Genomic DNA, 13,372 nt, shown 5'->3' on the forward strand with positions numbered 1-13,372 from the left:
CAACACCTGAACCTTCGAATGGGCGGCTTGGACAGCAAAAGAAACGATTAGTGACACAAAAACTGTAACAAATTGACGGGAGGATGTGCCTTTGGCCATGATGGCGTCGCCTTTTTGATCGTGGGTGACGTATGCAACAGCGCGGCCACACTAATCGATCTAAAAAAGCTCTAACAAATACCCTTTAGGAATTAGCTTGTGTGGCGAGTGGTCTATGCTGGCCTGCCCACGTCACGGAAAGTCTTATTCCTGAATCGTATGAAAAAGAATGAAATAATTCTTTTTGGGTGTATGAAAAACTCATTACCCTGCAGGGGCCAAATCAACGGTGGTTAGACGAAGGTAGTAGACACACAAGGTTACGATTGACTTGTCAGTCACTATCCGGTGCTAATCGCGCATCTGTGGATCGAGGGCGTCAGACCCGAGACCAAAGAAATACAAAAATTAGAAACGAGAGGAGCGGTACATGAAGAAGTCCACCTTGGCACTGTCTGTAGCTTTGGGCGTAATCGCTCAGCAAGCAGGCGCTGCCGGTTTCATCGAAGACAGTAAAGTAACACTGGGTCTGCGTAACTTTTACATCAACACCGACAACCGTGACTCGGCCGCCGGCACGGCAGCCAACAAGCGCGCTGGTGTTCAGAGCAAGCAAGAAGAATGGGGCCAAGGCTTTGACCTGCGCTTCATCTCCGGTTACACCCAAGGCACTGTAGGCTTCGGTCTTGACGCTATCGGCCTGCTGGGCGTTCGTCTGGATTCCGGCGGCGGCACCAACGGCGCTACTGCCTCGTCCTACGGCGGCACTGTGTTCCCGAGCAAGTCCAATGGCGAAGCTGTTGATAACTACTCGAGCCTGGGCCTGACTGCCAAAGCCAAGATCTCCCAGACCGAACTGAAGCTGGGTACCCTGCAGCCTAAGCTGCCGGTTATCGTGACCAACGACGGTCGTCTGCTGCCGCAGACTTTCCAAGGTGGCCAGATCACTACCAACGACATCAAAGACCTGACGCTGGTTGCCGGTCAGATCGAAAAAGCCAAGGGTCGTAACTCCAGCAACGTCGACAACCTGTCGATCTCGGGTGCCAACTCCCGTGGCGCCAACTGGCGTGACAGCAACAAGTTCTACTACGCCGGTGGTGACTACAAGATCACCAAGGACCTGACTGCCCAGTACTACTACGGCAACCTGGAAGACTTCTACAAGCAGCACTTCCTGGGTCTGACCCACAACTGGGCCATCGGTCCAGGCGTATTGAAGTCTGACTTGCGTTATTTCCACAGCACCGATGACGGTAAGAACGGCAACGAGTCGGCTTACTTCTCCTCGGGCAACTACAGCGGCGTCAACTCCGGTCGCGGCAAGGTGGATAACAACCTGTACAGCGGCCTGTTCCTGTATACCTTGGGCGGCCACACCTTCGGTGGTGGTTACCAGGTCAGCAACGGTAGCAGCGACTTCCCTTGGTTGAACCAGGGCGACGGTTCGTCGGCTTACCTGACCACTGACATGCAGATCGCTAAGTTCGCCCGTGCCGGCGAACGTACCTGGCAAGCTCGCTACGCTTATGACTTCGCCAAGGTTGGCGTGCCTGGCTTGACCGCTGGTGTTGTGTACCTCAAGGGTACTGACATCGACACCGTCAACGGTAGCCGTGCCGAGTTCACCGGCCAGTCCGAGTGGGAGCGCGATATCACTGTTGCCTACGTAGTGCCAGAAGGCCTGTTCAAAAACGTCGGCGTCGCCTGGAAAAACGCTATGTGGCGCAACGATGTCGCTGCCGCGCGCGATCAAGACGAAAACCGTGTAATCGTCAGCTACACCTACGCATTCAAGTAACTGCGTAAAACCTTGCCCGGCGCACGCCGGGCAAGGTGTCTTGCTTTTCAAGTCGGGCTAAACCCCCCGCAAGCCCTTCCTGAACCCCTCTTTGTACAGCGTCTTAAGGCCTTCTCGAACCTTGGAACCGATGGTGCGCCTCCCCATTTCCCACGTCCAATGAACACATTTTTAATATTCCTTTATCGTCTAGATAAATCGATATTTATTCTTTTTAAATAATCCGCAATCCATGCACAGTGGGCTCCATAAGCACTCACCAGGAGCCACACCATGAGCCTAAGACTGGGCGATATCGCCCCCGACTTCGAACAGGATTCCAGCGCCGGCAAGATTCGTTTCCACGAATGGCTGGGCGACAGCTGGGGTGTGTTGTTTTCCCACCCGGCGGACTTTACCCCGGTGTGCACCACGGAGCTGGGCTTCACCGCCAAGCTCAAGGACGAGTTCGCCAAGCGAGGCGTCAAGGCCATTGCCCTGTCGGTGGACCCGGTGGACTCGCACCACAAGTGGATCGAGGACATCAACGAAACCCAGGCCACCATCGTCAACTTCCCGATCCTGGCTGACGCCGACCGCAAGGTTTCGGACCTCTACGACCTGATCCACCCGAACGCCAGTGACACCCTCACCGTGCGTTCCTTGTTCGTGATCGACCCGAACAAGAAGATCCGCCTGACCATCACCTACCCGGCCAGCACCGGCCGTAACTTCCACGAAATCCTGCGGGTCATCGACTCGCTGCAACTGACCGACAACTACAAAGTCGCCACCCCCGCCAACTGGCAGGACGGTGATGAAGTGGTGATCGTGCCGTCGCTCAAGGATGAGGAAGAAATCAAGAAGCGCTTTCCGAAGGGGTATCGGGCGGTGAAGCCGTATTTGCGGCTTACTCCACAGCCTAATCGTTGAAACTGAATCACAGCAGGGGTTTTCAGGCCGTTTCTACGGCCTTTTTTTTATAAATCTCATATGCATTTAAAGAATAAACAAATGAAAAAATAAGATTTATAGATATATGAATCTGCTGATAAGGTCTGTTCCATCTTGGCGCCATCGCCACACAGCGAACCGCCGGCACTTGCTCAAGGAATTCCTGCATGTTGGTCGTAACACTTGGAGGCAGTCCCAGCCAGCGTTCCCGCTCCGGGGTCTTGCTGGAAAAAACCCGTCAGTGGTTGCAAGACAAAGGCGTTGAAGTGGTGAGTTACCAGATACGGGACTTCCCGGCTGAAGACTTGCTGCATGCACGCTTCGACAGCCCCAAGGTCATTGACCTGCTGCAACAGGTGGCTAACGCGGATGGCCTGGTGATCGCCACGCCGGTGTACAAGGCTTCGTTCTCCGGGGCGTTGAAAACCGTGCTCGACCTGCTGCCCGAGCGCGCCCTGGCCCACAAGGTTGTGCTGCCGATGGCGACCGGCGGCAGCATCGCCCACATGCTGGCGGTGGATTACGCCCTGAAGCCGGTATTGTCGGCCCTCAAAGCCCAGGAGCTGCTCCACGGCATCTTTGCCGAAGACAGCCAGATCGCCTACGGCGAAGGCAGTGCCCAGGCACAACTGGTACCGGTCCTCGAACACCGTTTGCACGAGGCCCTGGAGACGCTTTATGGCGCCATGGCCCGTCGCCCGAAACCGCTGGACCCGCATGTGTTGAATGAACGTTTGTTGAGTGCTCGCTGGAGCATTTAAGTCAGCCTCACCGTTATAGAGATGTACTCACCTTACTCAGCCGCCAACGGCCAAGCAGGTGCAGCCAACCCCCTCATCGCATTATTTGGAGAGAGCGCCATGCGCACTGTCATCTTGCGTCGTGGTCTGGTCGCACTGTTTGCTGCGGCTGTGTCCTTCGGCGCCATTGTTCAGGCTCAAGCTGCCGAGACCCTGCGGATCGGTTACCAGAAATACGGCACCCTGGTGCTGCTCAAGGCCAAGGGTACCCTGGAAAAACGCCTGGCCGCCCAAGGTGTGCAGGTGCAATGGACCGAGTTTCCCGGCGGTCCGCAACTGCTCGAAGGCCTGAACGTGGGTTCCATCGACTTCGGTGTCACCGGCGAAACCCCGCCGGTCTTCGCCCAGGCCGCCGGTGCCGACCTGCTCTACGTGGCCTACGAACCGCCAGCGCCCACCAGTGAAGCGATCCTGGTGCCGAAAGACTCGACGATCAAATCGGTGGCCGAGCTCAAGGGCAAGAAAGTCGTGCTCAACAAAGGCTCCAACGTGCACTACCTGCTGGTGCGTGCCCTGGAAGACGCCGGCCTGAAATACACCGACGTGCAGACCGTGTTCCTGCCGCCCGCCGATGCCCGTGCCGCCTTCGAGCGTGGCAGTGTGGATGCGTGGGTGATCTGGGACCCGTACCAGGCCGCCGCCGAGACGCAACTGCAAGCGCGCACCCTGCGTGACGGCACCGGCATCGCCGACAACCACCAGTTCTACCTGGCCACCAAGCCGTACGCCGAAAAACACCCTGAAGTGGTCAAGGCGCTGATCGAAGAAGTGCGCGCGGTGGGCGAGTGGTCCAAGGCCAACCCCCAGGAAGTGACCGAACAGGTCGCGCCGCTGCTGGGCCTGCCGGCAGACATCACCCTGACCTCGGTAAAACGCCAGGGCTACGGCGCGCTGTTCCTGACCCCGGACGTGGTGGCGGCCCAGCAGAAAATCGCCGACAGCTTCTACCAACTCAAATTGATCCCCAAGCCCTTGAACATCAAGGACGTGATCTGGACGCCACCGGCTGCCGTGGCTAAAGCGCCGTAATCCGATTTCTTCAGGAGACAACTCCATGAGCCTCACTATTTTCTGGTTCCTGCCTACCCACGGCGACGGCCATTACCTTGGCACCGCCGAAGGCGCTCGCGCCGTTGATCACGGTTATCTGCAGCAAGTGGCCCAGGCCGCTGACCGCCTGGGATTCGGCGGGGTGCTGATCCCCACCGGTCGCTCCTGCGAAGACTCGTGGCTGGTGGCCGCCTCGCTGATCCCGGTGACCCAGCGTTTGAAATTCCTTGTCGCGCTGCGCCCCGGGATCATTTCCCCGACGGTGGCCGCGCGCCAGGCCGCGACCCTGGATCGCCTGTCCGGCGGCCGTGCGTTGTTCAACCTGGTAACCGGTGGTGACCCGGAAGAGCTGGCCGGCGATGGCTTGTTCCTCAGTCACGAGGAGCGTTATCAGGCTTCGGTGGAATTCACCCGCATCTGGCGTCGTGTGCTGGAAGGCGAAACCGTGGATTACGACGGCGAGCACATCAGCGTCAAAGGCGCCAAGTTGCTCTACCCGCCGATCCAGCAACCGCGCCCGCCGCTGTACTTCGGCGGTTCCTCCGAAGCGGCCCAGGACCTCGCCGCCGAACAAGTGGAGATGGTGCTGACCTGGGGCGAGCCACCGGCCGCGGTCGCCGAGAAGATCGAGCAGGTGCGGGCCAAGGCGGCGAAACTCGGGCGCACCGTGCGCTTCGGCATTCGTCTGCATGTGATCGTGCGCGAAACCAACGAAGAAGCCTGGAAAGCCGCCGACAAACTGATCTCCCATCTCGACGACGACACCATCGCCCGTGCCCAGGCTTCCCTGGCGCGCTTCGATTCCGTCGGCCAGCAGCGCATGGCGGCCTTGCATGGCGGCAACCGCGACAACCTGGAAGTCAGCCCCAACCTGTGGGCCGGCGTCGGCCTGGTGCGTGGCGGTGCGGGCACCGCGCTGGTGGGCGATGGCCCGACGGTTGCAGAACGGGTCAAGGAGTACGCCGCGCTGGGCATCGACACCTTTATCTTCTCCGGTTATCCACACCTGGAAGAGTCCTATCGGGTCGCCGAGCTGCTGTTCCCGCACCTGGATATCGAACGTCCGGAGTTGCCGAAAAGCGCCGGTTACGTGAGCCCGTTCGGTGAGATGGTCGCCAACGACATCCTTCCCAAAGCTGCGTCACAGAGCTGAGGCGGCGCCATGACTTTTGAAAAATTGAGCCATCGCGTGGCGCCCTGGGTGCTGCCGATTCTATTGCTGGCGGTGTGGCAGTTGTCGGTGTCGGCGGGCTGGTTGTCGACACGCATCCTGCCGGCGCCCAGTGCGGTGATTGAGGCTGGGGTCAACCTGGTGCGCAGCGGCGAAATCTGGACGCACCTGGCCATCAGTGGCTGGCGTGCCGGCCTGGGCTTTGTGATCGGTGGCAGCATCGGCCTGGCGCTGGGGTTTATCACCGGCCTGTCGACGTGGGGCGAACGCCTGCTGGACAGCTCGGTGCAGATGATCCGCAACGTGCCGCACCTGGCGCTGATTCCGCTGGTGATCCTATGGTTTGGCATCGACGAGACCGCGAAGATTTTCCTGGTCGCCCTCGGCACGCTGTTCCCGATCTACCTCAACACCTACCACGGCATCCGCAACGTCGACCCGGCGCTGGTAGAAATGTCGCGCAGCTATGGCTTGTCCGGTTTCAGCCTGTTCTGGCAAGTGATCCTGCCGGGCGCGCTGCCATCGATCCTGGTGGGCGTGCGCTTTGCCCTGGGCTTTATGTGGCTGACGCTGATCGTGGCGGAAACCATCTCTGCCAGCTCCGGCATTGGTTACCTGGCGATGAACGCCCGCGAATTCCTGCAAACCGACGTGGTGGTGTTGGCCATCGTGATGTACGCGATTCTCGGCAAACTGGCCGACCTGGCTGCGCGTGGCCTGGAGCGGGTTTGGCTGCGCTGGCATCCGGCGTATCAAGTGAATAAAGGCGGTGCGGCATGACGGCTCAACAACCTCCGCGCCTGCTCAAGGGGATCCCCCTGGCGGTGCGCAAATTGCGCAAATCCTTTGGCGCACGGGAAGTGCTCAAAGAGATTGACCTGCACATTCCGGCGGGCCAGTTCGTCGCCGTGGTGGGTCGCAGCGGTTGCGGCAAAAGTACCTTGCTGCGTCTGCTGGCCGGTCTGGACAAGGCCAGCGGCGGCGAGCTGCTGGCCGGTTCCGCACCGCTGAGCGAAGCGATTGAAGACACGCGGCTGATGTTCCAGGAAGCACGTTTGCTGCCCTGGAAAAAGATCATCGACAACGTGGGCCTGGGCCTTAAAGGCAACTGGCGTCCCAAGGCGCTGGAGGCCCTGGAAGCGGTCGGCCTGGCCGAGCGCGCCGATGAATGGCCGGCGGCGTTGTCCGGTGGCCAGAAACAACGTGTTGCCCTGGCCCGCGCGCTGATCCACCAACCGCGCCTGCTGTTGCTCGACGAGCCGCTGGGCGCACTGGATGCCCTGACCCGCATCGAGATGCAGCAACTGATCGAAAACCTGTGGCAGAAGCACGGTTTCACCGTGTTGCTGGTCACTCATGACGTCAGCGAAGCCGTGGCGATTGCCGACCGGGTGATCCTGATCGAAGACGGCGAAATCGGCCTCGACCTGATCGTCGACCTGCCGCGCCCACGGGCCCGAGGTTCACATCGCCTGGCGGCGTTGGAAGCCGAAGTGCTCAACCGTGTGCTGTCGTTGCCCGGCACACCGCCGGAACCCGAACCTGTTTCACCGCTGCCTACGCAACTGCGTTGGGCTCAATAACTCATAGAGGAACACCATCATGACTATCAAAGCCATCAACGTGCGTAACCAGTTCAAAGGCACCATCAAGGAAATCGTGGTCGGCGACGTGCTGTCGGAAATCGATGTGCAGACCGCCTCCGGTATCGTCACTTCCGTGATCACCACGCGCTCCGTCAAAGAGCTGGAGCTGGTGATTGGCAGTGAAGTGATTGCCTTTGTGAAGTCGACTGAGGTGTCGATCGCCAAGTTGTGATTTGCGTCACTCTTGAGGCCGTCATCGGGGGCTTGCCCCCGATGAGGCCAGTCCGGCCAGCACAAAACTCAGCGCTTGGGCAGGTAAGCCGGCAAATACAGCCCCACATACGCATCAAAAACCCGCATCCCTTCCTCCGCCATACGCGGCGTAATCAGCCCATGCTGATGCACCGAACGCGCATACACGCGATCACTCAATTCCAACGCCAGCGCAAACACATCCACATCGGTTGGCAAACTCGGCACTTCAAAGTGGCGGTCGAACACCTCCAGCATCAAATCCCCCAACTCCAGATCATGCTGGCGGTCCGCCTGGGTCACTTCGGTCAGCCCGTGCTGGGCCAGGATCAACTGGCGCGCGGCGGCGTCGTTGCTGTAGATGGTCAGCATGCGCTGTTCGACGATGTAGGACAGGTCGCGCCAATGCTTGAGTGAAACATGCTCGATGGGGGCCTGGATGGCGCAGCGGAAGGCTGCATGTATATCGGCGGTCAGTGCCTCCAGCAGCGCCGGCACACTGGCGAAAAAGTGATACACCGACGACGGCGGAATCTGCGCGCGCTCGGCCACGCTGTAGATCGACAAACTCGCCACGCCTTCGGCGGCCAGCAAGGTGCGGGCGGCATCGAGAATCGCGTCGATCCGTGCCTGGCTGCGGGCGCGGGGTTTGCGAGGGGCGGCGGGGCGGGTGGGCATGGAAGTCTCCTACAAGGCAGCGGGCATTGTACGCAGAGCCTGGGGATGATCCATACCGCTTGTTGTGGTGAGCGGGCTTGCCCCGCGCTGGGCTGCGAAGCGGCCCCAATAAAAACGCCGCATTCTGACAGGCAGAATGCGGCGTCTGGTTTTAGGGCGGCTTCGCCACCCAGCGCGGGACAAGCCCGCTCACCACAGCAAGCCCGCTCACCACATTTAATGCAGCCGCCGGTTAAACGGTATGCAGGTACCAGTTGTACTCAAGGTCGGAGATGGAGTGTTCGAACTCTTCCAGCTCACTTTCCTTACAGGCGACGAAGATATCGATGTATTTAGGATCGATGTACTTGGCCATCACCTCGCTGTCGTCCAACTCGCGCAGGGCATCGCGCAGGTTGTTCGGCAGGCTCTGTTCGTTCTGCTCGTAGCTGTTGCCTTCCACGGGTGCGCCCGGTTCGATCTTGTTGGTCAGGCCGTGGTGCACGCCTGCCAGGACCGAAGCCATCAGCAGGTAAGGGTTGGCGTCGGCACCGGCCACACGGTGTTCGATACGTACGGCGTCGGACGAGCCGGTCGGTACGCGAATCGCCACGGTGCGGTTGTCCAGGCCCCAGCACGGCGAGTTCGGCACGTAGAACTGTGCGCCGAAACGACGGTAGGAGTTGACGTTAGGGCACAGGAACGCCATTTGGGCGGGTAGGGTCTCGAGCACACCGCCGATCGCGTGACGCAATGCGGCGTTCTGCTCGGGATCCTCGCTGGCAAAGATGTTCTTGCCGTCCTTGTCCAGGATCGAGATGTGTACGTGCAAACCGTTGCCAGCCTGGCCTGGGTAAGGCTTGGCCATGAAGGTGGTGTCCATCTCATGGTCGTAGGCGATGTTCTTGATCAGGCGCTTGAGCAACACTGCGTAGTCGCAGGCCTTGATCGGGTCGGCCACGTGGTGCAGGTTCACTTCGAACTGCGCCGGGGCACTTTCCTTGACGATGGCGTCGGCCGGGATGCCTTGCTCTTTGGCACCTTCCAGGATGTCCTGGAGGCAATCGACGTATTCGTCGAGGTCGTCGATCAGGTAGACCTGTGTCGAGTGCGGGCGTTTGCCGGAGATCGGCGAGCGGGGCGGTTGTGGGCGGCCGTTCACGTTCTCCTGGTCGATCAGGTAGAACTCAAGCTCGAAGGCGGCGCAGATGGTCAGACCGAGGTCGTCAAACTTGCTTACAACTTGGCGGAGCACTTCGCGCGGATCGGCGAAGAAAGGTTCACCTTCAAGTTCGTGCATGGTCATCAGCAATTGCGCGGTAGGGCGCTTTTGCCAAGGTTCATTGCACAGGGTGTCAGGGATCGGATAACAGATTCGGTCAGCATCACCGATGTCCAGGCCCAGGCCGGTGCTTTCCACCGTCGAGCCATTGATATCCAGGGCAAATAAAGAGGCAGGCAGGTTAATGCCCTTCTCGTAAACCTTGTGGAGGCTGGTGCGTTCGATGCGCTTACCGCGCACCACACCATTCATATCCGCAATTAGAAGGTCTACGTACAGAACCTCAGGATGATCCTTAAGGAACGCGTTCGCTTCGTTAAGCTGAACGGCACGCGGGGGTACCGACATGATGCAACACCTTTGTTGTTAAAAATATCAATCATTGATCTTTTCTGGTTTCAGTCAACCCGAACGGCATGCCGAAGTCAAGCGAGGCCTTTTTTGCCCTAAAAAAGCGCCGTGACCGCACTTTTGGGGCTTTTTGGGGCGGTTTTTTCGGTTTGACCGGCTTGGGACTCGCAGGCTTGAGCGGGCCGTGTTGTATTTTTTACGGGGGTGTTGTGTAAAAAAATGAACAAGGCTAAGCTCGATTCAAACCCATAACAGCAATAATACCGGGGTGCTTCATGTCTCGCCTGCCGCCACTCGGCGTCTCAGCCTGCTTCAGCCAGGCTTTGTCCGCAGTCCGTTCGTCCCGCGTGAATGCCCACGCACCGGCCAATATTCTTGACGGCCCATCCGCTCTCTTTTTTGCCTCCTCGACTGTCACTGACCGGCTCCCCTCTGCGCGGCCGCTCATGATTCTGCACGACTTTGGCTTGAGGAATGCAACGCTGCAGCAAATGGCAGGTAAGCTCCTACCCTGAACGAAAAAACGACGCGGATGCTGCGTCAACCAACGCCTGGCCTTTAATGGATGCCAGGAAACCCAGCCCAGAGGCATTTATGAGTAACAACCTCGACCAGCTCACCGATTGGTTGAAAGACCACAAGATCACAGAAGTCGAATGCATGATTGGCGACCTGACCGGTATCACCCGGGGCAAGATCTCGCCGACCAACAAGTTCATCGCCGAAAAAGGCATGCGCCTGCCCGAGAGCGTTCTGTTGCAGACCGTGACCGGCGACTATGTCGAAGACGACATCTATTACGAATTGCTCGACCCGGCAGACATCGACATGATCTGCCGCCCCGACAAGAACGCGGTGTTCCTGGTGCCCTGGGCCATCGAGCCGACCGCCCAGGTGATCCACGACACCTACGACAAGCAAGGCAACCCGATCGAGCTGTCGCCGCGCAACGTGCTCAAGAAAGTCCTCAAGCTCTACGCCGACAAAGGCTGGCAGCCCATCGTGGCGCCGGAGATGGAGTTCTACCTGACCAAACGCTGCGAAGACCCGGACTTCCCGCTGCAACCGCCGATCGGTCGGTCCGGGCGCCCGGAGACCGGCCGCCAATCCTTCTCTATAGAAGCCGCCAACGAATTCGACCCGCTGTTCGAAGACGTCTACGACTGGTGCGAGCTGCAGGAGCTGGACCTCGACACCCTGATCCATGAAGACGGCACGGCGCAGATGGAAATCAACTTCCGTCACGGCGATGCCCTGTCCCTGGCCGACCAGATCCTGGTATTCAAGCGCACCATGCGTGAAGCCGCGCTCAAGCACGACGTGGCGGCCACCTTCATGGCCAAGCCGATGACCGGCGAGCCCGGCAGCGCCATGCACCTGCACCAGAGCATCATCGACATCGCCACCGGCAAGAACGTCTTCTCCAATGAAGACGGGACCATGAGCCAGCTGTTCCTCAACCACATTGGCGGCCTGCAGAAGTTCATCCCTGAGTTGCTGCCGCTGTTTGCCCCCAACGTGAACTCGTTCCGTCGCTTCCTGCCGGACACCTCGGCGCCGGTGAACGTGGAGTGGGGCGAAGAAAACCGCACCGTCGGCCTGCGCGTACCGGATGCCGGCCCGCAGAACCGTCGCGTGGAAAACCGCCTGCCGGGCGCCGACGCCAACCCGTACTTGGCGATTGCCGCCAGCCTGCTGTGTGGCTACATCGGCATGGTCGAAGGCCATAACCCCAGCGCCCCGGTAGTGGGTCGTGGTTACGAGCGCCGCAACCTGCGCCTGCCGTTGACCATCGAAGACGCCCTGGAGCGCATGGAAAACAGCAAGACCATCGAGAAATACCTGGGTCAGAAATTCATCACAGGCTACGTCGCGGTCAAGCGGGCCGAGCATGAAAACTTCAAGCGCGTGATCAGTTCGTGGGAGCGGGAATTCCTGCTCTTCGCCGTCTGATGCGCCGGGCGCACGGGGCAACCCGCGCGCCCTTCACTGAAAAGTCTAGGAGATTGGTATGTCCAGCAACAACCCGCAAACCCGTGAATGGCAAGCCTTGAGCAGTGATCACCACCTGGCGCCGTTCAGCGACTTCAAGCAATTGAAAGAGAAAGGCCCACGGATCATCACCAAAGCCCACGGCGTTTACCTGTGGGACAGCGAAGGCAACAAGATCCTCGACGGCATGGCCGGCCTGTGGTGCGTGGCGATCGGTTACGGTCGCGATGAACTGGCCGACGCCGCCGCCAGGCAAATGAAAGAACTGCCGTACTACAACCTGTTCTTCCAGACCGCTCACCCGCCGGTGCTGGAGCTGGCCAAGGCGATTTCCGACATCGCGCCTGCCGGCATGAACCACGTGTTCTTCACCGGCTCCGGCTCCGAAGGCAACGACACTATGTTGCGCATGGTCCGCCACTATTGGGCGATCAAGGGCCAGCCGAACAAGAAAACCATCATCAGCCGCAAGAATGGCTACCACGGCTCCACCGTGGCTGGCGCCAGCCTGGGCGGCATGACCTATATGCATGAACAGGGCGACTTGCCGATCCCGGGCATCGTCCATATCGCCCAGCCGTACTGGTTCGGCGAAGGCGGCGACATGAGCCCCGAAGAGTTCGGGGTCTGGGCCGCCAACCAACTGGAAGAGAAGATCCTGGAACTGGGTGTGGACAACGTCGGTGCCTTTATTGCCGAGCCGATCCAGGGCGCCGGTGGCGTGATCGTGCCGCCGGACAGCTACTGGCCGCGCATCAAGGAAATCCTCGCCAAGTACGACATCCTGTTTGTGGCCGACGAAGTGATTTGCGGTTTCGGCCGTACCGGTGAGTGGTTCGGTAGCGATTTCTACGACCTCAAGCCCCACATGATGACCATCGCCAAGGGCCTGACCTCGGGCTACATCCCCATGGGTGGCCTGATCGTGCGCGACGACGTGGTGGCCGTGCTCAACGAAGGCGGTGATTTCAACCACGGTTTCACCTACTCCGGTCACCCGGTGGCCGCGGCCGTGGCCCTGGAAAACATCCGCATCATGCGCGATGAAACAATCGTTAACCGCGTCCACGACGAAACGGCACCGTATTTGCAGAAACGTCTGCGGGAGCTGGCGGATCACCCGTTGGTGGGTGAGGTGCGCGGTGTCGGCATGCTCGGTGCAATTGAGCTGGTTCAGGACAAGGCGACGCGCAAGCGTTACGAGGGCCGTGGTGTCGGCATGATCTGCCGAACCTTCTGCTTCGAGAATGGCCTGATCATGCGCGCCGTGGGCGACACCATGATCATTTCACCGCCTCTGGTGATCAGCAAGGCTGAAATCGACGAGCTGGTGACCAAGGCTCGTCATTGCCTGGACCTGACTTTGGCGGCATTGCAGGGCTAAGTGCTAGGCTCAGTGCGCAGCGCACTGGGCAGTTATAAATGTGGGGGGCTTTGGTTGAAAGCCGGCCCCTGAAC

General features: G+C 59.6%; 12 protein-coding genes. 10 read left to right on the top strand and 2 right to left on the bottom strand.

Annotation, left to right across the window (positions count from 1 at the left end; genetic code table 11):
* The first annotated feature begins 469 nt into the window (after window positions 1–469).
* The 8 genes from Q8X51_RS09800 (at window position 470) to Q8X51_RS09835 (ending at window position 7,612) form a co-directional block, all read left to right on the top strand.
* On the top strand, window positions 470–1,840 hold the full coding sequence (locus tag Q8X51_RS09800; RefSeq protein WP_407693692.1) for an OprD family porin: 1,371 nt from the start codon (window positions 470–472) through the stop codon (window positions 1,838–1,840).
* Window positions 1,841–2,113: 273 nt separating this feature from the next.
* Window positions 2,114–2,752 carry a peroxiredoxin gene (locus tag Q8X51_RS09805; RefSeq protein ID WP_065926631.1) on the top strand — a complete coding sequence of 213 codons (639 nt, stop codon included), beginning with the start codon at window positions 2,114–2,116 and terminating at the stop codon, window positions 2,750–2,752.
* A gap of 188 nt (window positions 2,753–2,940) precedes the next feature.
* A complete protein-coding gene (gene ssuE / locus Q8X51_RS09810; protein WP_027608396.1) occupies window positions 2,941–3,534 on the top strand; it encodes an NADPH-dependent FMN reductase in 594 nt (197 codons plus the stop codon).
* A 99-nt stretch (window positions 3,535–3,633) separates the two neighbouring features.
* Window positions 3,634–4,602 (top strand): sulfonate ABC transporter substrate-binding protein, encoded by a 969-nt coding sequence (locus tag Q8X51_RS09815; protein ID WP_407693691.1) that lies wholly within the window; start codon window positions 3,634–3,636, stop codon window positions 4,600–4,602.
* A gap of 25 nt (window positions 4,603–4,627) precedes the next feature.
* Window positions 4,628–5,776, top strand: coding sequence for an FMNH2-dependent alkanesulfonate monooxygenase (ssuD, locus tag Q8X51_RS09820; protein WP_027608398.1), 1,149 nt, complete (start codon window positions 4,628–4,630; stop codon window positions 5,774–5,776).
* Between the two features lie 9 nt (window positions 5,777–5,785).
* Complete coding sequence (ssuC, locus tag Q8X51_RS09825) at window positions 5,786–6,574, top strand: aliphatic sulfonate ABC transporter permease SsuC (protein ID WP_065924365.1); 789 nt, start codon at window positions 5,786–5,788, stop codon at window positions 6,572–6,574.
* The gene (gene ssuB / locus Q8X51_RS09830; protein ID WP_159937716.1) at window positions 6,571–7,377 is read left to right on the top strand and encodes an aliphatic sulfonates ABC transporter ATP-binding protein; all 807 of its coding nucleotides are present in this window, start codon (window positions 6,571–6,573) and stop codon (window positions 7,375–7,377) included. The genes ssuC and ssuB overlap by 4 nt, the downstream gene beginning before the upstream one ends.
* A 19-nt stretch (window positions 7,378–7,396) precedes the next feature.
* Window positions 7,397–7,612, top strand: a complete 216-nt coding sequence (locus tag Q8X51_RS09835; RefSeq protein ID WP_003176783.1) for a TOBE domain-containing protein — start codon at window positions 7,397–7,399, stop codon at window positions 7,610–7,612.
* A 68-nt stretch (window positions 7,613–7,680) separates the two neighbouring features.
* Here Q8X51_RS09835 and Q8X51_RS09840 read toward each other — a convergent pair whose 3' ends face one another.
* Together Q8X51_RS09840 and Q8X51_RS09845 are read right to left on the bottom strand one after the other, a co-directional pair.
* Complete coding sequence (locus Q8X51_RS09840) at window positions 7,681–8,310, bottom strand: TetR/AcrR family transcriptional regulator (RefSeq protein ID WP_074847910.1); 630 nt, start codon at window positions 8,308–8,310, stop codon at window positions 7,681–7,683.
* A gap of 232 nt (window positions 8,311–8,542) precedes the next feature.
* Window positions 8,543–9,919, bottom strand: coding sequence for a glutamine synthetase family protein (locus Q8X51_RS09845; protein WP_003213894.1), 1,377 nt, complete (start codon window positions 9,917–9,919; stop codon window positions 8,543–8,545).
* A 597-nt stretch (window positions 9,920–10,516) separates the two neighbouring features.
* On the opposite strand from Q8X51_RS09845, the gene Q8X51_RS09850 reads away from it, so the two are divergent.
* On the top strand, window positions 10,517–11,875 hold the full coding sequence (locus Q8X51_RS09850; protein WP_407693690.1) for a glutamine synthetase family protein: 1,359 nt from the start codon (window positions 10,517–10,519) through the stop codon (window positions 11,873–11,875).
* 58 nt (window positions 11,876–11,933) lie between these two features.
* The gene (locus tag Q8X51_RS09855) at window positions 11,934–13,298 is read left to right on the top strand and encodes an aspartate aminotransferase family protein (RefSeq protein ID WP_065924362.1); all 1,365 of its coding nucleotides are present in this window, start codon (window positions 11,934–11,936) and stop codon (window positions 13,296–13,298) included.
* Window positions 13,299–13,372 lie beyond the last annotated feature (74 nt).

The organism is Pseudomonas sp. Yb2C2 (genome assembly GCF_052112325.1).
Taxonomy (GTDB): Bacteria; Pseudomonadota; Gammaproteobacteria; order Pseudomonadales; family Pseudomonadaceae; genus Aquipseudomonas; species Aquipseudomonas marginalis.